Source organism: Lactobacillus kitasatonis DSM 16761 = JCM 1039 (genome assembly GCF_000615285.1).
Lineage (GTDB): Bacteria > Bacillota > Bacilli > Lactobacillales > Lactobacillaceae > Lactobacillus > Lactobacillus kitasatonis.
This window is the reverse complement of sequence record NZ_BALU01000002.1, coordinates 185,506-209,579: the sequence shown is the minus strand read 5'-3', so window position 1 is coordinate 209,579 and position 24,074 is coordinate 185,506. Positions and strand designations below refer to the sequence as shown.

Genomic DNA, 24,074 nt, shown 5'->3' with positions numbered 1-24,074 from the left:
TTTTGTAAATAGAAAAAGGAAAAATATGGAACTTAGTGAAATTCAAAGTGCGTTAGATGAGCTTAAAAAGCGTCTAAATCACTTTAGGGGGTCTCTTTGACCTTGATGCGATTGATGAAAGCATCGAAATAAACGAAGCCAAAATGGCTCAACCTGATTTTTGGAATGATCAGGAAAAAGCACAAAAATTAATTAGTGAAAATAACGTTTTAAAAGAAAAACGCGACTCCTTTTTGAAATTGCAAAAAGGATATGAAGATGAAATAACCGCAGTTGAATTATTGCGCGAAGAACCTGATCCAGATCTGCAAAAAGAAACAGAAGAGAATCTAGCTACTCTTCAAGATGAATTTCATAATTATGAATTAGATTTATTGCTGTCAGGTAAATATGATAGTCATAACGCATTGATGGAAATTCACCCAGGTGCCGGTGGTACAGAAGCAATGGACTGGGGTCAAATGCTCTTGCGGATGTATCAACGCTATTGCGATAGTGCTGGCTTTAAGTTTGAAATTAACGATTACGAGCCAGGCGAAGAAGCAGGGCTAAAGAGTGTAAGTGCCAGAATTGTAGGCAAAAATGCTTACGGGATGCTTAAATCTGAAAATGGTGTTCACCGTTTAGTCAGAATTTCACCGTTTGATGCAGCTAAGAGACGGCACACTTCTTTTGCTTCCGTTGAAGTGATTCCAGAAATCGATGACAGTATTGAAATTGATATTGATCCTAAAGATTTGCGGATTGATGTTTATCGTTCAAGCGGTGCCGGTGGTCAGCACATCAACAAGACTTCTAGTGCCGTTAGAATTACACACTTGCCAACAGGGATTGTAACTACATCACAGGCTCAACGTTCACAATTGCAAAACCGTGAAACAGCCATGAATGAATTGAGAGCCAAGCTTTTCCACTTGGAAGAAGAGAAGAAGCGTAAGCAAAAACAAGCCCTGAAAGGCGACCAAAAGGAAATTGGTTGGGGTTCGCAAATTCGGTCTTATGTTTTCCATCCTTACAATTTGGTAAAAGATTTGCGTACAGGCTATGAGACTGCCGATGCAAATGGTGTAATGGATGGGAAGCTACAACCATTTATTTATTCATATTTGCAATGGCTGCTTAGTCAAGAAAATCCAGAATAGGTGAAAAAATGAGTTTTTTAGGAATTGTAACGCTTGTTTTAGTAGCATTAATTATTTTGAGTCTGTTATTTGTATTTTTTAAAGCATTCATTTTGCTTTTGCCAGTTGCTTTAATTGCAATTGGAATCATGTGGTTGGTCTTTTGGATCTCAGGCAAGAGAAATAAAAATCGTGTACCAACCAGTGGAACATATTATGATTGGTTTAGAGCTGGTGAATCTACTCAAAAAAGTACAAGAAAACGGGCTCGTAATGTAACTGTTAAAGATATTAAGGATGACAAATAGTTAGGAGGTATATCATGGCAGATGCTGTTAAGTTAAGCAAATTAATTCAGGATAACAAGAGTATTCTTCACATTTATCAAGGCGAGGAATATATCAAAGATAAAGAAATTTTTGTCTCAGATATCTATCGTCCAGGACTAGAATTAACTGGTTATTTTGATTTTTATCCTGCACAACGTATCCAACTTCTTGGACGGACGGAAATTTCTTATGCGGCTCGACTTGATCATGACATTAGAAAACATGTTTTTACTAAAATGGCTACTAAGGCTACACCATGTTTTTTGATTTCACGTTCACTTCCAGTACCACAAGAATTAGCAGATGCTGCTGAAGAAGCACATATTCCAATTATTCATACTAGTGAATCAACAACATATATTTCTAGTGTGATGACTGAATACTTACGTGCACGTCTTGCTAAAAGAACCAGTATTCACGGCGTATTAGTTGAAATTAAAGGTATGGGTGTGCTTTTAACAGGTGCTTCCGGTGTTGGTAAATCTGAAACTGCTTTGGGTTTGGTTCAAAGAGGTCACAGATTAATTGCGGATGACCGAGTAGATGCTTTCCAAAAAGACCATAATACAGTTGTTGGAGAAGCTCCCAAAATTTTAAAGCACTTGATGGAAATTAGAGGGATCGGCATTATCGATGTAATGAACTTGTTTGGTGCCGGTGCCGTTAAGAATAGAACAGAGATTCAATTAGTAATTAATTTGGTTAACTGGGATCCTAAGGCAAATTATGACCGTTTAGGCTTCCAAGAGAATACGCGTGAAATTTGCAACGTTGCTATTCCACAAATTAATATTCCAGTTAAAGTAGGACGTAACATCGAAATTATCATTGAAGTAGCTGCAATGAACTTCAGAGCTAAGAAGATGGGTTACGATGCAACTCAAACCTTTGATAATAATTTAACTAGCTTGATTTCAGAGCACTCTAAGGAAGATACGAATAAGGTGCCACATGATGACTAAACTAGTAATTAATCCTGTAGCATTTCAATTAGGAAATTTGAGTGTCAAATGGTACGGCATAATTATGGCCGTGGCCATTGTATTAGCCGCCTTTATGGCGATTAGTGAAGGTAAAAAAAGACATATCATTCCTGATGATTTTGTAGATCTGCTCTTGTGGGCTGTTCCATTAGGCTATGTTGGTGCACGACTTTACTACGTCATCTTCGAATGGGGTTATTATTCACAGCATCCCGATCAGATAATTGCCATCTGGAACGGTGGGATTGCCATTTATGGTGGGTTGATTGCTGGTTTAATCGTGCTGTTAGTCTTTTGTTATAAAAGACAATTACCACCATTTTTGATGTTAGATATTATTACGCCAGGAGTAATGGCTGCCCAAATTTTAGGACGCTGGGGCAACTTCGTTAATCAAGAAGCCCACGGCGGCCCAACTACATTGCATTTCTTACAAAGTCTGCACTTGCCTGAATTCATTATTCAGCAAATGAAGATTGGTGGAACTTATTATCAGCCAACATTTTTGTATGAATCGTTTTTCAATTTGATTGGGTTGATTGTGATTTTATCATTGCGTCATAAAAAACATGTTTTTAAACAAGGTGAAGTTTTCATGACGTATCTTCTTTGGTATAGTGTAGTTAGATTCTTTGTTGAGGGGATGAGAACGGATAGCCTATACATTTTTGGTATAATACGTGTATCACAGGCATTAAGTTTAGTCCTCTTTATTGCTACAATTATTTTATGGATTTATCGACGCAAAGTTGTTAAACCTAAATGGTATTTAGAGGGTAGCGGATTAAAATATCCGTATACAAGAGATTAGATTATTAAAAGTACAAGTTTAGAAGGATAGAGAGATAAAAATGACAAAGATTGCAGTTTTAGGTAACGGTTCATGGGGTTCAGTATTAGGCTCAATGTTGGCCGACAATGGCAACGACGTAACTTTTTACGGTAATATTGAAAGTGTTAATGAAGAAATTAACGCAACACATACTAACAGTCACTACATGAAAGACTGGAAGTTAAACGAAACTACTAGAGCAACTGGCAACTTGGATGAAGCACTTGATGGTGCAGAATTGGTGTTATTCGTTTTGCCAACCAAGGCTGTTAGAATCGTTGCTAAGCAAGTACGCAAAGTCTTGGAAAAAACTGGCAACAAGCCACTTTTAGTAACTGCTACTAAAGGTATTGAACCAGGTACTAAGAAATTGATTTCTCAAATTTTGACTGAAGAAATTTACCCTAATGATCAAGACAAGATCGTAGCTATTTCTGGCCCAAGTCACGCAGAAAATGTAGCTCAAAAAGACTTAACTGCTATTGCATGTGCTTCAACTGATGAAGAAAATGCTAAAAAGGTACAAAAGATTTTCTCAAACGACTATGTTCGTTTCTACACTAACGACGACTTAATTGGTGTTGAAGTAGGTGGTGCTGTTAAGAACGTTATCGCTATTGCTGCTGGTATTTTAGTAGGTCAAGGCTACGGTGACGATGCTAAGGCTGCACTTATGACTAGAGGTTTAGCCGAAATTGCACGTTTAGGTGTTGGCTACTTCGGCGCTAAGCCAATGACCTTTAGTGGTTTGTCAGGTATCGGTGACTTAATCGTAACTTGTACTTCAGTAAACTCACGTAACTGGCGTGCTGGTAAGCAAATCGGTGAGGGTAAGACTCTTGACTACGTACTTAAGAACATGGGTCAAGTTGTTGAAGGCGCTACTACCGTTAAGGCTGTACATGAACTTAGTCAAGAAAAGGACATTGATATGCCAATCAGTGATGCTATTTATCGTGTTCTTTACGAAAATTCAGATGTAAAGACTGAAATCAAAAAGATGATGGGTAGAGCACCAAAGTCTGAAATTCGTTTATAATTTGTAAGCAAAACAATTGCAAAAATTTAAATCTATAGTATTATTTGCTTATGAAAGGTAAGTAAAGGAGAAAATTATGGCCGATAAATATGATGCAATTGTTATTGGTGCGGGTCCTGGTGGCATGACAGCTGCCTTATATGCTACACGTGCCAACTTAAATGTATTAGTCCTTGATCGTGGCCCTTACGGTGGCCAAATGAACAATACTGATGCAATTGACAACTATCCTGGTTTTACAGAAATCAAAGGACCAGAACTTAGTCAAAAAATGTACGATACTTTGATGAAATTTGAGCCAGATTACAAGTATGGTAATGTCCAATCTGTTGAATTGGATGGAAACGAAAAAGTTGTCAAAACTGATGATGACAAGGAATACCGTGCACCTATCTTAATCATTGCTACTGGTTCTGATCATCGTCATTTGAGTGTGCCAGGCGAGGAAGAATATTCTGGTCGTGGTGTTTCATACTGTGCTGTCTGCGATGCTGCATTCTTTAAGGATGAAGATGTAGCTGTTATCGGTGGTGGTGACTCAGCTATTGAAGAAGGAATTTACCTTTCGCAATTGGCTAAGAGTGTTACTGTTGTTCACCGCCGTGACAAGTTACGTGCACAACCTAGCTTGCAAAAGCGTGCTTTTGCTAACAAGAAGATGAAGTTTGTTTGGAATTCTCAAACAGAAGAAATTCTTGGTGATGGCAATCGTGTAACTGGTATTAAGTATCGCGATAAAGAAACTGGCGAAGAAAAAGAACTTAAAGTTGCTGGTGTATTTATCTACGTTGGTGTTTTGCCACAAACTAAGCCATTCGAAAACTTGGGTATTTTGAATGAACAAGGTTGGATCCCAACTGACGATCATATGGAAACCAATGTTCCTGGTATTTTTGCTTTGGGTGATGTTCGTGATAAAGATTTACGCCAAATCGCTAATGCTGTTGGTGAAGGTTCTGTAGCTGGCCAAGCTGCTTACAATTACTACCAAGATTTAAAAGATTAACTGAATTTAGTAAAAGTTAAATAGAAGTTTACTAACAATATAGTAAGCTTCTATTTTTTGGGATAAAAATAGATAAGCGGTTTGCCCCACCACAAGTAATTACCGAAAACACTCAAGTTTCAAATTCAATGGTTGTTGATGGTTGCTACGTTGATGGCATAATTGAGCACTCAATTCTTTCGACTAATGTTGATGTGCAAGTTAAAAGAATGCACGCATACAAGCGTCAAACTTTGAAATTGTTGCATATCTTGAAACTATATCAAGACTTGAAGGCCGGAATCGATCACTCAAAGAGAGTAGTAATTTTCAGTGCTAAGGCTGCACCAAGTTATGTCTTTGCTAAGCAAATTATCAAGGTGATCAATGAAACTGCCAACATGATCAATAACGATCCAGATATTCACGGCAAGTTGAAGGTTGTCTTCCTTGAAAACTACGATGTTTCATTAGCTGAAAAAATTATTCCTGCAGCTGATATTAGTGAACAAATTTCTACTACAACCAAGGAAGCTAGTGGTACCAGCAACATGAAGTTGATGGCTAACGGTGCTTTAACTGTAGCCACAATGGATGATGCCAATATCGAAATCAAAGATGCTGTTGGCGAAGAAAACATCTTCACATTTGGTTTAAACAAGGATTAAGTTTATAAGTATTATGCTGAAAAATTATATCATCCTAGACAGATGTATGAAGAAGGGCGTTGATGCTTTAATTGACGGTACTGTTCCTAACTGTTCATCAGAAGGACAAGCCTTAGTAAACAACTTTTTGTCAGACAAAGAACAATTCTTTGTATTAGCTGACTTTGAAGCTTACTTGAAAGCGCAAGAAAAGATTGAACAAACTTGGGCACAAAAACGAGTATGGCAACAAATGAGTTTGGTTAACATTGCTCACTCAGAACGTTTCAATCCAGATAAGACAATTGAACGCTATGCTCAAGGTATTTGGCATTTGAAGAAACTAAAGATTGAAAAAGCTGATCGCTAATGAAAGTAACTTATGATTCTTGGCAAAAACAATATAAAACTCCTTTTGGGGCAATTCAGGCCAATACTTTAGTAACTTGGGCGATCGCAATAGATCAACCAGTACAGGAAGTAGATCTATGGTTAACTAAACTTAATGAAGATCCAGTGGCTTATCCAATGAATTACAATAAGGAGACTCAAAAATATGAGACTCAAGTAAGAGTTGGTAGTTCCGGTCTATATAATTATTATTTTGCAATTAAACAAAATAATCAGATGTTTTATGTAGATCAAGGTCTCTTTGGACAAGGCAGATTAGTACAGGATGATAACAACTTGAATCAATATCAATTAACTTGCTATGAGCGCAAGGTGCCACAGGTTGATTGGTATGATCAAGGCGTTGTTTATCAAATTTTCCCTGATCGTTTTACCAATGGTAACCCTCATGGTGAGGTCACAGGTCGCAAGAAAAATAGCTTCTTGTACGCAACTGAAGAAGATACGCCATATTACATCAAAAATACTCGAGGAGAAATTACGCGCTGGGACTTTTTTGGTGGCAATTTAGCAGGCATTCGAAAGAAAATACCGTACTTGAAAAAGCTCGGCGTAACCACTATTTATCTGAATCCGATTTTCCTAGCAACCAGCAATCACCGCTACGATACGGTTGATTATATGAAGATCGATCCGATGCTAGGTGATGAAGATGATCTGCATGGTTTGATCCATGATTTACATCAAAATGGGATGCATCTTTTGCTGGATGGTGTGTTTAATCATGTAGGTCAAGAAAGTATTTATTTCCAAGAAGCCATCAAAGATAAAAGTAGTCATTATTATTCTTGGTTTAACTTCATTGATTATCCTGAAAAATATCAATCTTGGTGGGGCGTATCGTCTTTACCTGAAGTCAATAAGAGTAATAAAGAATACCAAGACTTTATCTATGGTGATCATGGAGTACTGGCTAAATGGACGAGAGATCAAGTAGACGGCTGGCGTTTGGATGTAGCCGATGAGTTGCCAATGGACTTTTTAGGCAATATCCGCAGACGCCTGATGAAATAAAATTGTCAGGTGATGATTGGCGAAGTTGGAGAAGATGCTTCGGATAAATTCGCAAATAGTGAGTATCGTCCTTATACTTTTGGTGATAATTTGACAGGGGTCATGAATTATCCCGTGCGTAATTTCATTGTTGGTCTGTTAAAAAGTGAAAATAATGATGCCGAGATAGGGTTTATGAATAGACTGGCTTTACCGGTAGAATACTATCCTACTAATTTTTTGCTAAACTGTTTAAACAACATCTGTACGCATGATACCGTGAGAATCAAAACGGCTTTGCAAAATGATGAAAAGTTAGTGACATTAGCGTTTGGACTAATGTTTATGCTGCCAGGAGTTCCTTGTATTTATTATGGGGATGAAGCTGGGTTAATTGGTGGTAAAGATCCTGATAATCGACGCTTTTTCCCATGGGGACGCGAAAGCCATAGTCTAATTTCACAAGTTAGCAAATGGATTAATGTTCGAAAACAAAATTCGGTGCTCGTAAACGGCAAAATTGGCTTTTTACATGTGGCAACTGGAATTAATGCAATTATCAGATATGATGAAAAGAATATTATGGTCTACTGCATTAACAAAAATAAAGAAGAAACTGTTTTAGCTGAAGAAAACTTTGCTTTCTATTGTTTGCCTAAGTCAGTTGCAGAAAAAGTTGCGGCTGAACTGGATCAAACCAAGCTGGCTGGTGAAGATAGTGTGCTTAGGAAAATACTAAGAAAAGCAGATATAAGTTAACCAAACAAATTTTTAGTTTTATAATTATAAGAGATAATAGAAAATACATTGATAGTAAAAAGACAGCGTTAATCCATCAATTATTTAAGTTTAATGAATAGAGGACAAAATGGACGCTAAAGAAATTTATGAAGAATGGCAAAAAGCTACTAACTTACCTGATTATTTAAAAGATCAATTAAATGAATTGGGTAAAGATGAAAAATGGATTGAAGATGCCTTTGGTCAAGATATTAATTTCGGTACTGCAGGAATGAGAGGTCGTCTTGAACCTGGTACTAACAGAATTAATTTGTTCACTGTAGGCCGAGTTACTGAAGGTCTTGCACGTTTAATTGAAGAAAACGGTGAAGAAGCTAAAAAACGTGGTGTTGTAATTTCTTTTGACTCAAGATACCATTCAAGAGAATTTGCGGAACACGCAGCTCGCGTACTTGGAGCACATGACATTCACGTTTACTTATTTGATGACTTAAGACCAACTCCAGAACTTTCATATGCAGTTCGTTATTTACATGCTTTTGCAGGGATTAACATTACTGCTTCTCACAATGCTAAGCAATACAATGGTTACAAGGTTTATGGCGAAGATGGTGCACAAATGGCACCAGAACATGCTGATCGTTTATTCAGTTACGCTCAAAAAGTTACTGATATTTTTGGCGTTAAGGCTGCGCCAGTTAAGGAACTTCGTGCAAATGGCACTTTACAATTAATCAGTGAAGATGTCGATGAAGACTACTTGAATGAATTGAAGCAAGTTACTGTCGATAAAGACATGGTTAAGGCTAACGCTGATAAATTGAAGATCATTTACACTCCACTTCATGGTACAGGTAAAATGCTTTATGATCGTGCCTTTAGACAAGGTGGTTTTGACAACGTTATTCCTGTTCCAAGTCAATCAATCATTGACCCAGAATTTCCAACAACTATTAAACCTAACCCAGAATATCGTGATGTATTTGAACCAGGCTTTAAGTTGGCAGATAAAGTAAATGCTAATGTTATTATTGCCACTGATCCAGATGCAGATAGAATGGGTGCAGCTGTTAGAAAAGCTGACGGTGACTTCCAAGTTTTGACTGGTAACCAAATTGCTACTTTGATGGCATATTACTTGCTTGCTCACCTTAAGGAAAATGGCAAGTTGAGTAGCGATTATGAAATTGTTACTTCAGTAGTTTCAAGTGCTTTGCCATTCAAGATTGCTAAGGACTTTGGCATTAAAACTAAGTATGTTTTGACCGGCTTTAAGTACATTGGTGAAGAAGTGGACCGTATGAACAAGGCTGGCGATGCTAAGTTCTTGATGGGCTTTGAAGAAAGTTATGGTTACTTGTTCAAGCCATTCGCACGTGACAAGGATGCAATGCAAGGTGCTTTGATGTTCGCCGAAGTTGCTAGCTACTATGCTTCACGTGGCATGACTGTCTTTGACGGTTTACAAGAAATCTGGAAGAAGTACGGTGTTGCTTACGAAATCACTAAGGCCATTGAAATGCCAGGTATTGGTGGTCAAAAGAAGATGGCTGAATTGATGAGTAAGTTGCGTGGTGAACATTTGACTGAAATTAACGGTCATAAGGTACTTAAGATTCAAGACTTTTTGAAGAAGGAAACCATTGAAGATGGTAAGGTAACTCCACTTGAAGGATTCCCAGAATCAAACGTTTTGAAGTACTTCCTAGATGATGAAACTTGGGTTGCTCTTCGTCCATCAGGTACTGAACCAGTTATTAAGGCTTACGTTGGTGTCAACAAGAAAGACATTGCAACTGCAGAAAAGGTTGCCGAAGATTATCAAAAAGCTTTGGCTGAACTTCTTAAATAATTAAGCATATTTAGTGCGAAAGCACGTTCGCAGTAGTAAAATATAAATACTAGTTGTAAAGTTGGACAATCAAGTCCAACTTTTTTCTTGAGGAGTAATTTATGATTAAACGACAAAAAGACCGGAAATTTGAATTAGTATCTAAATTTAAGCCCGCTGGAGACCAACAGCAAGCTATTGATAAATTAACAGCTGGTTTTAAAAAAGGTTATAAAGAACAAATTCTTGAAGGTGCAACTGGTACTGGTAAGACTTTTACTATGGCCAATATTATTGCAAAGCTTAATAAGCCAACTTTAGTAATTACACATAATAAGACTTTAGTAGGACAGCTTTACGGGGAGTTTAAAGGCTTTTTCCCACACAATGCTGTTGAATATTTTGTATCTTACTATGATTACTACCAACCAGAAGCCTATGTGCCACAATCTGATACTTATATTGAAAAGGATTCATCAATCAATGATGAAATCGATCAGTTACGTCACGCTACTACTTCAGCCTTGATGGAACGTAACGATGTAATTGTCGTAGCTTCAGTTTCGTGTATTTATGGTTTGGGTGATCCTAAGGAATATGCCCGTAGCGTACTGATGATTCATGAAGGCCAAGAATATGAACGCAATACATTATTGCGTGACTTGGTTAACCTGCAATATGATCGTAACGATATTGATTTCCAACGTGGACGCTTCCGTGTTCGTGGGGATGTAGTAGAAATCTTTCCTGCCGGCAACTCTGAACATGCTTATCGGATTGAGTTCTTTGGTGATGAAATTGACCGAATCGTTGAAATAGATTCCTTAACTGGTGAGGTAATCGGCGAACGTGAAAGTATTTCTTTGTTCCCAGCTACGCACTTCATGACTAATGATGAACAAATGAGACGTGCGCTTAAGGCTATTTCTAAAGAAATGAAAGTGCAAGTTAAGAAGTTCGAAGGCGAAGGTAAGCTACTTGAAGCTGAAAGAATTAAGCAAAGAACGACTTATGATATGGAAATGATGGGAGAAGTTGGTTATACCAATGGTATCGAAAACTATTCTCGTCATATGGAAGGCAGAAAAGCTGGTGAACCACCATATACTTTGCTTGATTTCTTCCCTGATGATTTCTTGATTTTAATTGACGAATCTCATGCTACTATGCCAGAAATTCGTGCTATGTATAATGGTGACCGTAACCGTAAGAAGACTTTAATCGACTATGGTTTCCGTTTGCCATCAGCTTTGGATAACCGTCCGCTTAAGTTGTCTGAATTTGAAAAGCATGTAAATCAAATTTTGTATGTATCTGCTACGCCTGGTGATTATGAGCTTGAAAGAACAAATCATAAGGTAGAGCAGATTATTCGGCCAACTGGTTTGCTGGATCCTAAGATTGAAGTAAGGCCGATCGAAGGGCAGATTGATGATTTAGTTGGTGAAATCAACAAGCGCATTGATCGAAATGAACGTGTCTTTGTTACTACTTTGACCAAGAAAATGGCTGAAGATTTGACCGATTACTTGAAAGACTTAGGCATAAAGGTTCGCTATTTGCACTCAGATATTAAGACGCTAGAGCGAATGCAAATATTGCGTGATTTACGGCTAGGTAAATTTGATGTCTTGATCGGAATTAACCTTTTGCGTGAAGGGATCGATGTACCGGAAGTTTCATTGGTAGCAATTTTGGATGCAGATAAGGAAGGCTTTTTGCGTGCATATAGACCGCTTGTCCAGACGATGGGACGTGCCGCTCGTAACGCAAATGGTGAGGTAATCATGTATGCTGATACGATTACCGATTCCATGAAGGCAGCTATTAAGGCAACTAAGAGACGCCGTAAGATTCAGGAAGAATTTAATAAGGAACATGGCATTACGCCTAAGACGATTATTAAACCAATCCAAGATGTGATCTCTGTTACTAAGCCTGCTGGGGATGCCAAGGAAGAGAAAACTGATAGTTTCGCTGATTTGAACTTTGACGAGTTGACAGCTAAGCAAAAGAAGACGATGATCAAGAACTTGCAAGAACAGATGAAGGAAGCAGCTAAGAAGCTAGACTTTGAGGAAGCTGCCAACTTGCGGGATGCAATTATGGAATTGCAGTCATCATCAAGAAAGCCGAAGACAAGAAAAGGGAAGAATTTTAATGGCAAATGATAAAATTGTTATTCGCGGAGCACGTGAACATAATTTAAAAGATATTAATTTAACCATTCCTAAAGATAAATTAGTAGTAATTACTGGTTTATCTGGTTCTGGTAAAAGTTCTTTAGCATTTGATACGCTTTATGCTGAAGGTAGACGACGTTATGTTCAATCATTATCTAGTTATGCTAGACAATTTTTGGGACAAATGGATAAACCAGATGTCGATTCAATTGATGGTTTGAATCCAGCTATTTCAATTGATCAAAAGACTACGTCACATAACCCTCGTTCAACTGTAGGGACGGTTACCGAAATTAATGATTATTTGCGTCTTCTTTGGGCTAGAGTTGGTCACCCAATTTGTCCTAACGATGGTACGTTAATTGAAAGACAATCCGTTGATCAAATGGTTGATCGAATTATGGAATTACCTGAAAGAACTAAGATCCAATTGTTGGCTCCTGTAGTTCGTTCCAAGCGTGGTGAACACAAAGAAGTCTTCAAGCGAGTTCAACGTGCAGGTTATGTTCGCGTTATTGTTGATGGCGAAATGCACGAAATTGGCGAAGAATTCAATCTTGAAAAGAATAAACGTCACTCAATCGACATTGTAGTTGACCGTTTAATTGTAAAAGATAGCATTAAATCTCGTCTGTTCGATTCAGTTGAAGCTGCATTGCGTTTGTCAGATGGATACATGAACGTCGATGTCATTGGCGGCGAAATGCTAAACTTTTCTGAATACTATGCTTGTCCTAAGTGCGGTTTTACAGTTGGTGAAATGGAGCCTAGACTGTTTTCATTTAACGCTCCATTTGGTGCTTGTCCTGACTGTGACGGCTTAGGTGTAAAGCTTGCTGTGGATGAAGATTTGGTTGTTCCAGATAAAAGTCTGACTTTGGCTGAAGGCGCACTTGCTCCATGGAAGACTTCTAACTATTATTCAGAAATGCTTGAACAAGCTTGTGAAGCATTGAAGATCCCAATGGACAAGCCATTTAATAAATTAACCAAGCGTCAAAGAGATATTGTTTTGCATGGCTCCACAAAGCCTGTAAAGTTCCACGTTACTGGTGATTTTGGCGTTAATGACACCACCCAACCATTTGAAGGTGTAATGGCTAATGTTGAACGTCGTTACAAGCGGCCAATGTCTAAGTTTATGCGTGATGTAATGGGTAAGTACATGACCGAATTAACCTGTGCTACTTGTCATGGCAAACGTCTTAATGAAAAGGCATTAGCAGTCAAGGTTATGGGTAAGGACATTGCTGAAGCATCAGATTTATCCATTAATAAGGCATTGGATTTCTTCAAGAGCGTTAAACTTAGTGAACAAGAAACAGTTATTGCTAAGCCAATTTTGAAAGAAGTAAAAGATCGTCTTTCATTCCTAGATAGTGTTGGTCTAGATTACTTAACCCTTTCTCGTTCAGCTAATACCTTGTCCGGTGGTGAAGCTCAAAGAATTCGTTTGGCTACGCAAATTGGTTCTAACTTATCTGGCGTTATGTATGTACTAGATGAACCATCAATTGGTTTGCACCAACGTGATAATGACCGTCTGATTGCTTCCCTTAAGCGAATGCGTGATTTGGGCAACTCACTAATTGTGGTTGAACACGATGACGAAACTATGCGTCAAGCCGATTACTTGGTAGATATGGGGCCGGGTGCTGGTGTATATGGTGGTAAAGTTATGGCACAAGGTACCCCAGAAGAAGTAGAAAAGAATCCTAACTCATTAACAGGTCAATATCTTTCCGGCAAGAAATTTGTGCCAGTACCATTGAAGCGTCGTAAGGGTAATGGCAAATTTATTACGATCACTGGTGCACAAGAGAATAACTTAAAGAATATTGACGTTAAGTTTCCATTAGGCAAATTTATTGTAGTTAGCGGCGTTTCAGGTTCAGGTAAATCAACTTTAGTTAATATGATTTTGAAACGTGCTTTAGCTCAAAAACTAAATCACAATTCAACTAAGCCTGGTAAGTACAAGTTCATTAAAGGCTACAAGAATATCGAAAAGATTATTGATATTGATCAGAGTCCAATTGGTAGAACGCCTCGCAGTAACCCTGCAACTTATACTAGTGTCTTTGATGATATTAGAACCCTTTTTGCTCAAACTAACGAAGCAAAAATGCGTGGTTATACCAAAGCTCGTTTTTCATTTAATGTGAAGGGTGGACGTTGTGAAGCTTGCCACGGCGACGGAATTATCAAAATTGAAATGAACTTTTTGCCAGATGTTTATGTACCTTGTGAAGTATGTCATGGTAGCAGATATAATTCAGAAACACTTGAAGTAACTTACCGTGGTAAGAATATTGCTCAAGTGTTGGACATGACTATTAATGAAGCATGCAAGTTCTTTGAAAACATTCCTAAGATACAACGTAAGCTGCAAACTATCGTTGATGTTGGTTTAGGCTACGTCAAATTGGGTCAATCAGCTACTACACTTTCTGGTGGTGAGGCTCAAAGAATGAAGTTAGCCGCAGAACTTCAAAAATTGTCTACTGGTAAGAACTTCTACATCCTTGATGAACCAACTACTGGATTGCATACAGATGATATCAAGCGTTTGCTTGAAGTATTACAACGTTTAGTTGATGAAGGAAACACTGTTTTAATTATTGAACACAACCTTGACGTGATTAAGAATGCCGATTGGTTGATCGACTTGGGTCCTGAAGGCGGAGATGGCGGTGGTCAAGTTGTTGCCACTGGTACGCCAGAGGAAGTTGCTCAAGTTAAAGAAAGTTATACTGGCCAATATCTCAAGCCAGTTTTAGAGCGTGATACTAAATTAACTAAAGAAGTGCAAAAATAGAATTGGAAGTTATCTTTTATCCTTAAATAAGTGTAAAATATGTAATATGTAACAAGGAGGATAAAATGGATATTTTTTCTAGTTCTAGAGATAACCGCAGATTCGACTGGGGAGCCTTTATCGCAGGTATCTTGATGGTTGTAGCTGCATTCGTGCTACTTAGACACCCTGCTAAAGGTTTACACGCATTCGTATTGATTTTTGCAATTATTTCAATTGTTCAAGGTTTAGTATGGTTAGCTGGCTATTCACGTTTTAGAGCATTCTTCTCACGCAGTTGGGTAGCAATTATTTCAGGTGTGTTAGACATTATTGTGGGTATTTTGTTCTTATGCTCATATGATGTAGGTAGCTTGACCATTGCATACTTATTTGCAATTTGGTTCTTTGTAGACTCAGCTGTTGGTATTGCGTTCTCATGGCACTTACGTGATTTCTCAGGTGGCTACTTCATCTTTAACTTGATTTTGAATATTATCAGTTTGATCATTGCAGTTTGCTTGATCTTCAACCCAGTATTAGCTGCATTAAGTTTGGTATGGCTTGTTGCATTCTGGTTGTTGGTATTTGGAATCAACGAAATCGTATTAGCATTCATGCACCGTTAATAATTAAGGAAGCCGTAAGGCTTCTTTTTTTGCTGTCAAAATGAAACGCCCGGGTGTATGATATAATTTATGCAAGGAGGAACTAACGATGGCTGATGAGAAAAAACAATTATTAATTGTCACGGGGATGAGTGGGGCAGGTAAGACTGTCGTAGCTCATGACCTTGAAGATATGGGCTATTTTGTAGTCGATAATCTTCCTCCCACATTGCTAGGAAGTTTCTGGGATTTGATCAATAATTCCAATGATTTCCATAAAGTAGCAGTAGTAATTGATTTACGAGTAAAAAGTTTTTACACAGATTTATTAGATGAAGTTAATTCGCTTGAGGATAATGGCAATGTCCAAGCAACTATTCTCTTCTTGGATGCTTCAGATGATGTTTTAGTAGCTAGATATAAAGAAACGAGACGTTTGCCACCATTAGCTAATAATGGTAAGGGACGCTTGCTTGATGGTATTCAAGAAGAACGCCATATTTTAACTCCAATTAAAAATCGTTCTAACTACATTCTCGATACTTCTAATTTGTCTACTAAGGAATTAAAGAAAAAGTTAATTAATGCCTTTAGTGATCGCAAGCGACAACCATTTTCAATTGAAGTAATGTCATTTGGTTTTAAGTACGGGATGCCAATTGATGCAGATATTGTAATGGACGTTCGTTTTTTGCCAAATCCATTCTATATTCCAGAGTTGCGTCCATTTACTGGATTAGATAAGCGTGTCTTTGACTATGTAATGAATAAAAAAGAAACACAGATCTTTTATCATAAGTTGTTAGATCTGCTTGAAACAGCGATTCCTGGTTATATCAAGGAAGGAAAAGAAAAATTCACAATTGCAATTGGTTGTACTGGTGGTCAACACCGTAGTGTATCAATTGCTCAACAGCTTGCTCGCGATTTGGCTAAAAAGTATCCAGTCGATATTACTCACCGTGAAGTGAGTCGCTATATTAGAAAGTAGGCATGATAATGTCATACGGAGAAACAAGAATCGTGCGCGTTATTAAAGGCAGACGCCCACGAGTAGTAGTGATTGGTGGGGGAACAGGACTACCAGTTATTTTGAATGCCTTAAAAAAGCAAAATGCGGAAATAACTGCAATCGTTACAGTTTCTGATGATGGTGGTTCATCCGGTTCAATCCGAAACTTTATTAACGTTGTTCCACCTGGTGATATTAGAAATGTATTGGTTTCATTGAGTGATTTACCACAAGAGGAAAAAGACATTTTCCAATACCGTTTCGATTCCTCTGATGCATTCTTCTCAGGACATGCGATTGGTAATTTAATTATTGCCGCTTTAAATGAAATGCATGGTAATATTTTCGATGCTGTTCAATCATTATCTAAGATGATGCGAGTAGACGGTCACGTTTTCCCTGCTTCCAATGAGCCATTGACTTTGAATGCGGAATTTGTGGATGGTACTACTCAAGCCGGTGAAACAGAAATTACTTCTAAAGATAAGCGAATCAAGAGAGTATGGGTTACCGATACTGATTCAGATGCGGAACCTAAAGCAGTGCTTCCAGTACTTGCTTCAATTATGCAAGCTGATGCCGTTGTTTTAGGACCAGGTAGTTTATTTACTTCAATTTTGCCTAACTTAATGATTTCTAACTTAGGTCAAGCTGTGCGCGAAACTGAAGCCGAAGTCATTTATATTTGTAATATTATGACTCAGCGTGGTGAAACTGATCACTTTAGTGATGCGGAACACGTAGAAGTAATTAATAATCACTTGGGCGGCCATTATATCAATACTGCTTTGGTTAACGGCGCCAAAATTGATATGAGTAAATTCCATCCGGAAGATTATGATGCCTATCTTGAACCTGTCAGAAATGATTTTGAAGGCTTAAGAGCACAAGAATGCCGTGTAATTACTGATGACTTTATTGACCAAAGACATGGTTTAGTCTTCCATGATGGTGAAAAAGTAGCTAAGGAAATTATTAATCTGGCATTTGAGGCAATGTCACGAAAAAGAATGAAGGAAAATGATTAATGGCTAGTTATGCTAGTGAAGTCAAAAAGGAGCTAACTTCGCTTGAGGTGCATCCAGAGCATGCAAAAGCAGAGTTAGCTGCTTTTTTGCGGATGAACGGAGTTTTGAATCTTCACGATCATCAATTTAGTTTAGATATTACAACGGAAAATCCTGCGATTGCACGGCGTATTTTTAAATTAATCAAAACAGCGTATGGTATTGAACCGTTATTGATTGTTTCACGCAAAATGAAATTAAAGAAGAATAATCAATATTTGGTTCGTCTTAATCAAAAAGTACAAGAAATTTTAGAGAACTTGCAGATTTGGGATCCTGAAAAGGGATTAGTAACTAGAATTCCTGAACGAATTAGAAAATCTCGTGAAGGAGCTATGTCATACTTACGCGGTGCTTTTTTAGCCGGCGGTAGCGTCAATAACCCTGAAACCAGTCGTTATCACTTGGAAATTTATTCAACTTACGAAGATCATAATGAAGATTTGGCTAAGATAATGAATGAATATTTCTATTTAAATGCCAAGATGACTAAGAGAAGAAGAGGTTATATCGTTTACCTTAAAGAAGCTGAAAAGATCGGTGATTTTTTGCATATCGTAGGTGCGTTAAATGCCATGCTTAATTTTGAAGATTTGCGGATTATGCGTGATATGCGTAATTCAGTTAATCGTTTAGTTAACTGTGACACGGCAAATATGAAAAAGACAGCATCAGCTTCAGCTAAGCAAGTAGAAGACATTCAAACAATTCAAGCAGAAAAGGGATTGGATGATCTATCTGAAAAATTGCAAGTCTTAGCTCGCTTTAGATTGGCTCATCCTGAATTAACCTTAAAAGAAGTAGCCGATCAAATTCCTGATGGTCCTATTTCAAAGTCAGGGGTAAATCACCGCTTTAAGAAATTACATGAAATTGCAGAAAATTTAAGAGCATAAAAAAAGATCACTTCAATCGAAGTGATCTTTTTTCGTAATCAATTAATGATTACTTCTTCTTGTTGACCATAATTTCGTCAATCAAGCCGTATTCCTTAGCTTCTTCTGCAGTTAAGTAGTTATCACGTTCAGTATCCTTTTGGATCTTTTCCAAAGGTTGACCGGTAGTTTCGTGTAAGATTTGGTTAATCTTCTTACGACTCTTTAAAATTTCGTTAGCTGCAATTTGAATATCAGTTTGTTGACCTTGAGCACCACCTAATGGTTGGTGAATAAGGACAGTGGAGTTAGGAAGTGCGAAACGCTTACCTTTAGTACCACTGGTCAAAAGGATGGAAGCCATTGAAGCAGCCATGCCAATTGCAATAGTTGAAACATCTGACTTAATAAAGTTCATGGTGTCCATAATTGCAAGACCTGAAGTGATCACACCACCAGGAGAGTTGATGTAAAGTGAAATATCCTTAGTGTTGTCTTGAGCATCTAAGAAGAGCAATTGAGCAATGATTGAGTTGGCCATTTGGTCATTAATTTCACCACTCAACATGATAATTCTGTCTTTAAGCAAACGTGAGTATATGTCGTAAGCACGTTCGCCACGAGCAGTTTGTTCAATAACTGTAGGTACTAGCATATATTTGCCTCCTAAATTTTTCGTTATATTTAATTAGCACTCATTCAAGTACAGTGCTAATTAAATCACTTCGTAATAAAAGTGTCAAATAATGAGACTTACTTGTATTGAAATTGTATTTTCGTGAGAGAATTTTATATATTATAATATCAATGTAAAATCAAGATTATGTAATATCGGAGGATAGGCTTGAAGTATACAAATAAAATTTTAACCGCTACATCAGCTGTAGCACTTAGTGTAGGTTTGTTAATGGGCTATGCTAAACCTGTTAATGCTGCTGACGCTAACTCAGCAAGCAATACAACAGATAAGAATACAACTAGCTCTAGTGATAGTAAAAAGGGACCAGTTCAAACCAGTAATTCTTACGATTTGATGGTTAAAGTAGGTAGTGGTAGACACTACAATGTTTATAAGAAGATTAGCAGTGGTAAACCTTCTGGCAAGATTGCTGATGCTAGTGACTACCAATACGCACATATCCAATCAGATCAAAGTATTAAGACTAGAGATAATGGTACTTATTGGCGTATTTACGTAGATGGCCGTAAGGTTGGTTACGTAAACCAAAACTACTTCACTAGAAATACAATTGCTGTTCCAAAGACCGTAAGTTTGGTAAGAAATAGTCACTACCTCTTTGATCCTACTGATGCAATTAGTTATGTAACCAACAATATGGGTACAGTAATCGATAATCAAGATGTAGATGTATCTGAAGACATGATCGACTGTACTGATCCAGGTACTTACAATGTTAAGTACAGTTATGGTAGTGCTAAGGCAACAGTTAAGGTAACTGTTAGAAAGAGTACCAAGGAAGGCATTGCTGACGCAGGTAAGGTTACAGCAAAGTCATTTGATGGTAACTTGAAATCTTGGAAGACTTATTATGGTAGTTCAGCTAACTATGTAACTAAGACTGATTTTGCTCCAGATAAGTCTAGACATACTTATGCAAGTGATGGTGGTAATTTAACCTTTAAGACTCGTTTCTTCCAACCAGTTTTATTGAGTGTTGCTAGAGACATTAAGGACGATGACTACATTAACCGTGTTGGTCATATTCCTGAAGGTATCACCATGTCAAATGGTTGGCTTTACACTAGTTTGTTAAGTAGTACTACCATTACTGATGGTCACATTGTAGGTTACAACTTGAACAACTTGACTAACGCCTTCAACGGTCAATACTTACTTGATATGTCACAAAAGAAGTTTAATTCTTATGCTAAGAATATCAAGGTAAGTCCTTACATTCCAATTGGTCACGGTCAAGCTATGGGTTCTACTGACAAGTATATCTATGTATTGAACAACAATAACAAGGTTTCATACAAGAGTAACTTCTCAACAGAATTGGTTCAAATCCGTAAGAGTGATATGTGCATTAACAAGATCTGGACTATTAAATGCTGGAATGGTAGTGATTCAGAGGGTCGTTACTTTCAAAACGGTGTTATCGTAAGTGATAACAAGATGTACACTACTACTTACAACAAGGCTGACGATCAAACTGAATACTGGGAATTCAACCGTAAAGGTGACAACTGGTATCCAACTATTGTAGGTGCAACTAAGGGCGGAATTGTTTCAAACACTTACACGCAAGGCTTCACTTATGATCCTAAGAACAATAACTTCTACATTGCATTTAACGATGTAATTGCTAAGATTGCTAAGAATGGTGAAGTTAAGGATACTTACCAATTCCACACTGGTCGTGAAATTGAAGGTATTGCAGTAGCAAACAACAGACTTTACACTAACTTAGCTCAACGTGCTGAATTGCTTGAAAGCAGTCAAACATTAACTAAGTAAAATTTTAGATAGAAAAAATAGCGATGATTTTAATCATCGCTATTTTTGTTTGCTTTATTAATTAAGCTTTAGCATCTTCATGTTTCTTAATTGTTGGAAGGATCAAACCTAATGCAATTAAAATAATTGGAGTTAAGATGTTCAAGAATAATGTGAATGGATCTGGTGAATAGATACCAAAGAGACAACATGCAGCAGTAACCAAGAAACACCAAATACCAGCGGTATAGGCAAGTGCTTGAGACTTAGTCATTTGATAAGTAGTCTCAAATTTTTCTTGATGCTTTCTTAAAGCAATGTAGGCTGCGAATACCCAAAGATAACGAAGTGGCATTGTAGTTGAGTTTAACTTAACAAGTTGTGCCATAACAGCTTGAGCGTTAGGTACAAGTGCTTGAATTGCAATCAAACCACCTGACAAAACAACTACCATCCAGATACCATTGATGTAAGCACCGTGCTTATTAACCTTAAGTAAACTCTTAGGAATAAATTCTTTAGCTTCTTTACTACCTAAAAGCATTCTAAGTGGAGCGTCGATACTAATTACCAAAGTTGAGAATTGGCCAATTACGTTACACCATGAATAAATGTACATGAATAAACCACCCACATGGTAATATTCACCAAGCTTTTGGAAGGCCATGTAAGCACCGTTTGAAATGTATTCGTTAAGGTTAGCGTTAACTACCTTAGGATCGAACATTAATGCCATAGCAAAGGTACCCAAGATAGCTGAAACCATAACCATGATTGCAAGAGCCATCATTGCCTTAGGGAAGTTCTTTGACGGATCCTTAACCTTATTTACATAAGGAGAGATCTTTTCACAACCACCAACGGCAAATACCAAAATTGAAAGTGAAGTAAAGTACTTAACATTAAATGTTGGCATTAAGTTCTTCCAGTTGAAGTTAATGCTGTAAAAACCAGCATGTGGGTTAATTGCTGGAGCAGCGAACATCATGATAATGAACAAAATTGACATGATGAACATTGAAGAACCAGCAACAGTAGCCAAACTCTTCAATACTGGAATACCACGACTGGCAACCCAGCAGAAGAATAAGAATACAACTAAAGTTGCAAATTGAGTCCAAGCAGTTGGCAAGCCATCGTACCAATGAGTATTACCAAAAATACCCCAAGCCATAGCTCTTAAACCACCGGTACCTTTACTTGAAATGTAAACAACGTGGCAGGCCCAGTAAGTCCAACCAGCGTAGTAAGCCCATTTCGCACCCATTGTGGCGTTAACCCAGGATGAAACCCCACCTTCAGCATTCTTGAAAGTGGCACCTAGTTCACCAACCATCAGTGCATAAGGAACAAAGTAGAGAAGGAACATTACGATCCAACTGAAGATGACCTTTGTTCCATCAAAGTAGACGTAGCCGTTAACAACGTTACCAAATCCCCATACAGTAGAGAAGGCCATCATTGCCAAGGTCGTCCACATCATCTTTTTAGGATTGTTTTGTGATTCAACCATAAACTATATCTCCTATTTGTACTAAAATATTTATGTGAACTTTCTAATTATATAACAATAGCGTTTTCAAAAATTTAATGTTAATGCTACTCTCATAAGAATTTAACGCCTTGATTTTATGTGTATAGCCTTTCTAAGAGTGGGTTTATAAATTTTGTTTTTTAATGTAAAAAATAAAATAATCTTATATATTTTTATCTTTTTGCCTAAAAAGTTAAACAAAAAGCGATGAACTACTAAAATAGTTCATCGCTTTTTATTCTATAGATGGGTCCCCTGGGAGTTGAACCCAGATTTTAAGAACCGGAATCTTACGTGCGATCCATTACACTAAGGACCCGTATAACTCTATTAGTATAACAAAAAAAGATAGCAAATAAAAATGATTTCACTTGGCTTGTAATATTTTTAAATTCGCACATCTTTTTCTTGAATTACGAAAAATACATTGTTATACTAACAGTGTCGATTGGGAAATGTATGAATGTTGGATGTACGTTTCTCTTATATTTTTAAGTATTCTGGGACATAAAACGACGCAGGAGTGGTCACTATTCGTCCCAGGGAAAGGAGGGAACGATGGATTCGGACTTTTCTTTGCTCGAAGCGCTCGTTCCCGACGTCTTAAAGATTCTTCGACAAAGGTATCTTGTCCTTGAGCAGATTGCACTACATGCACCAATAGGTCGTCGTAGTGTGGCTCAGCATTTAGGACTTTCGGAAAGAAACATTAGAACTGAAACTGAGTATTTAAGTCAGTTAGGTTTAATTGAAACTAAAAGTTTCGGAATGTTTTTAACTGAAAAGGGCGAGAAAACATTAAAAGATGCAGGACCATTGATTGACCGTCTCTTTAATGCCGGAGAGACAGAGGTAGCTCTTGCTAAGAAATTAGGAATTGATAGAACTCTGATTGTCCCTGGTAACGCTGATCTACAAGATCGTGTGTATGAAGAGATGGGTGAGAAGTTAAGTTCAGCTTTGAATTTACTCTTGCCTTTAGGACATTCAATAGTTACAATTCTAGGTGGAGCGGCTTTAGCAAAATCTGCGAAGTATTTATCTCCAGATTTAGCTAATAACCGTCAACTGGAATTTGTTCCAGGTCGCGGAGCCTTGGGCGAGAATGTTGAAACGCAAAGTAATACAATCGTTCAAGAGATGGCTGCTAAGACTTCAGGTACTTATAAGACTTTATATTTGCCTGAGCAAGTTTCAGCAGATGCGTATAAATCGCTTATACGTGAATCCTCGATTGCAGATGTCCTGCAAGATATTTCACAAAGTGATGCTGTGATTCATGGTATTGGGTTAGCCCAAGAAATGGCACAGCGTAGAGGCTATGATTCAATTAAGCTCTCTAGACTTCGTGAAAAAAAGGCCGTCACCGAATGTTTCGGGTGTTTCTTCGATGGAAATGGCAAGGTTGTTGACCGTATCACCCAGGTTGGATTGCAGTTTGAGAACCTATATAAAATACCCCACATATTTGCCTTTGCTTGCGGTAGTCGCAAGGCTGAAGCAATCAAAGCTTATATGCCTAATGCACCACATCAAACCTGGTTAATTACTGATGAAGGTGCCTCAAATATGATTTTAAAGGGGAAATAAAAATCCCGTTTAAAATAAATGTTGTTTATAGTTCTTAA

General features: G+C 37.6%; 17 protein-coding genes and 2 pseudogenes. 17 read left to right on the top strand and 2 right to left on the bottom strand.

Annotation, left to right across the window (positions count from 1 at the left end):
• The first annotated feature begins 25 nt into the window (after positions 1–25).
• From prfB to whiA, 15 genes and pseudogenes are all read left to right on the top strand, one after another.
• Positions 26–1,142, top strand: a protein-coding gene (gene prfB / locus JCM1039_RS02285; protein WP_155831085.1) for a peptide chain release factor 2 whose coding sequence is annotated in 2 segments (ribosomal slippage) — positions 26–97 and positions 99–1,142 — 1,116 coding nt in all. Because the reading frame shifts where the segments join, the coding sequence is not laid out codon by codon here.
• An 8-nt stretch (positions 1,143–1,150) separates the two neighbouring features.
• Positions 1,151–1,429, top strand: a complete 279-nt coding sequence (locus JCM1039_RS02280) for a hypothetical protein (RefSeq protein ID WP_025014488.1) — start codon at positions 1,151–1,153, stop codon at positions 1,427–1,429.
• Positions 1,430–1,443: 14 nt separating this feature from the next.
• On the top strand, positions 1,444–2,412 hold the full coding sequence (hprK, locus tag JCM1039_RS02275; RefSeq protein WP_025014487.1) for an HPr(Ser) kinase/phosphatase: 969 nt from the start codon (positions 1,444–1,446) through the stop codon (positions 2,410–2,412).
• Positions 2,405–3,244, top strand: a complete 840-nt coding sequence (gene lgt, locus JCM1039_RS02270; protein WP_025014486.1) for a prolipoprotein diacylglyceryl transferase — start codon at positions 2,405–2,407, stop codon at positions 3,242–3,244. Before hprK ends, lgt begins: the two co-directional genes overlap by 8 nt.
• A 40-nt stretch (positions 3,245–3,284) precedes the next feature.
• On the top strand, positions 3,285–4,304 hold the full coding sequence (locus tag JCM1039_RS02265) for an NAD(P)H-dependent glycerol-3-phosphate dehydrogenase (RefSeq protein ID WP_025014485.1): 1,020 nt from the start codon (positions 3,285–3,287) through the stop codon (positions 4,302–4,304).
• 76 nt (positions 4,305–4,380) lie between these two features.
• Positions 4,381–5,310, top strand: coding sequence for a thioredoxin-disulfide reductase (gene trxB / locus JCM1039_RS02260; protein ID WP_025014484.1), 930 nt, complete (start codon positions 4,381–4,383; stop codon positions 5,308–5,310).
• Positions 5,311–5,501: 191 nt separating this feature from the next.
• Positions 5,502–6,306: pseudogene (locus JCM1039_RS11855) on the top strand (glycogen/starch/alpha-glucan phosphorylase); the annotation flags it as partial.
• Positions 6,306–8,099 (top strand): annotated as a pseudogene (locus JCM1039_RS10330) (glycoside hydrolase family 13 protein). The pseudogenes JCM1039_RS11855 and JCM1039_RS10330, both read left to right, overlap by 1 nt.
• Before the next feature lie 109 nt (positions 8,100–8,208).
• Complete coding sequence (locus JCM1039_RS02240) at positions 8,209–9,933, top strand: phospho-sugar mutase (protein WP_025014481.1); 1,725 nt, start codon at positions 8,209–8,211, stop codon at positions 9,931–9,933.
• A gap of 101 nt (positions 9,934–10,034) precedes the next feature.
• Complete coding sequence (gene uvrB / locus JCM1039_RS02235) at positions 10,035–12,083, top strand: excinuclease ABC subunit UvrB (protein WP_025014480.1); 2,049 nt, start codon at positions 10,035–10,037, stop codon at positions 12,081–12,083.
• Complete coding sequence (uvrA, locus tag JCM1039_RS02230) at positions 12,073–14,913, top strand: excinuclease ABC subunit UvrA (RefSeq protein WP_025014479.1); 2,841 nt, start codon at positions 12,073–12,075, stop codon at positions 14,911–14,913. The genes uvrB and uvrA overlap by 11 nt, the downstream gene beginning before the upstream one ends.
• Before the next feature lie 65 nt (positions 14,914–14,978).
• Positions 14,979–15,521 carry an HdeD family acid-resistance protein gene (locus tag JCM1039_RS02225; protein WP_025014478.1) on the top strand — a complete coding sequence of 181 codons (543 nt, stop codon included), beginning with the start codon at positions 14,979–14,981 and terminating at the stop codon, positions 15,519–15,521.
• A gap of 88 nt (positions 15,522–15,609) precedes the next feature.
• Positions 15,610–16,491, top strand: a complete 882-nt coding sequence (gene rapZ, locus JCM1039_RS02220; RefSeq protein WP_025014477.1) for an RNase adapter RapZ — start codon at positions 15,610–15,612, stop codon at positions 16,489–16,491.
• Between the two features lie 8 nt (positions 16,492–16,499).
• Complete coding sequence (gene mgfK / locus JCM1039_RS02215; RefSeq protein ID WP_025014476.1) at positions 16,500–17,540, top strand: gluconeogenesis morphogenetic factor MgfK; 1,041 nt, start codon at positions 16,500–16,502, stop codon at positions 17,538–17,540.
• Positions 17,540–18,475 carry a DNA-binding protein WhiA gene (gene whiA / locus JCM1039_RS02210; protein ID WP_025014475.1) on the top strand — a complete coding sequence of 312 codons (936 nt, stop codon included), beginning with the start codon at positions 17,540–17,542 and terminating at the stop codon, positions 18,473–18,475. Before mgfK ends, whiA begins: the two co-directional genes overlap by 1 nt.
• Positions 18,476–18,524: 49 nt before the next feature.
• Here the strand turns inward: whiA and clpP are convergent, their stop codons facing one another.
• Positions 18,525–19,109 (bottom strand): ATP-dependent Clp endopeptidase proteolytic subunit ClpP, encoded by a 585-nt coding sequence (gene clpP / locus JCM1039_RS02205; RefSeq protein WP_025014474.1) that lies wholly within the window; start codon positions 19,107–19,109, stop codon positions 18,525–18,527.
• A 189-nt stretch (positions 19,110–19,298) separates the two neighbouring features.
• On the opposite strand from clpP, the gene JCM1039_RS02200 reads away from it, so the two are divergent.
• Entirely contained in the window at positions 19,299–20,933 is a 1,635-nt protein-coding gene (locus JCM1039_RS02200; RefSeq protein WP_025014473.1) for an SH3-like domain-containing protein, read from the top strand.
• A 61-nt stretch (positions 20,934–20,994) separates the two neighbouring features.
• Here the strand turns inward: JCM1039_RS02200 and JCM1039_RS02195 are convergent, their stop codons facing one another.
• Positions 20,995–22,425 carry an APC family permease gene (locus JCM1039_RS02195; protein ID WP_025014472.1) on the bottom strand — a complete coding sequence of 477 codons (1,431 nt, stop codon included), beginning with the start codon at positions 22,423–22,425 and terminating at the stop codon, positions 20,995–20,997.
• Between the two features lie 579 nt (positions 22,426–23,004).
• Between JCM1039_RS02195 and JCM1039_RS02185 the strand changes: the two genes are divergently transcribed.
• Positions 23,005–24,036 carry a sugar-binding transcriptional regulator gene (locus tag JCM1039_RS02185; protein ID WP_025014471.1) on the top strand — a complete coding sequence of 344 codons (1,032 nt, stop codon included), beginning with the start codon at positions 23,005–23,007 and terminating at the stop codon, positions 24,034–24,036.
• Positions 24,037–24,074: the final 38 nt, after the last annotated feature.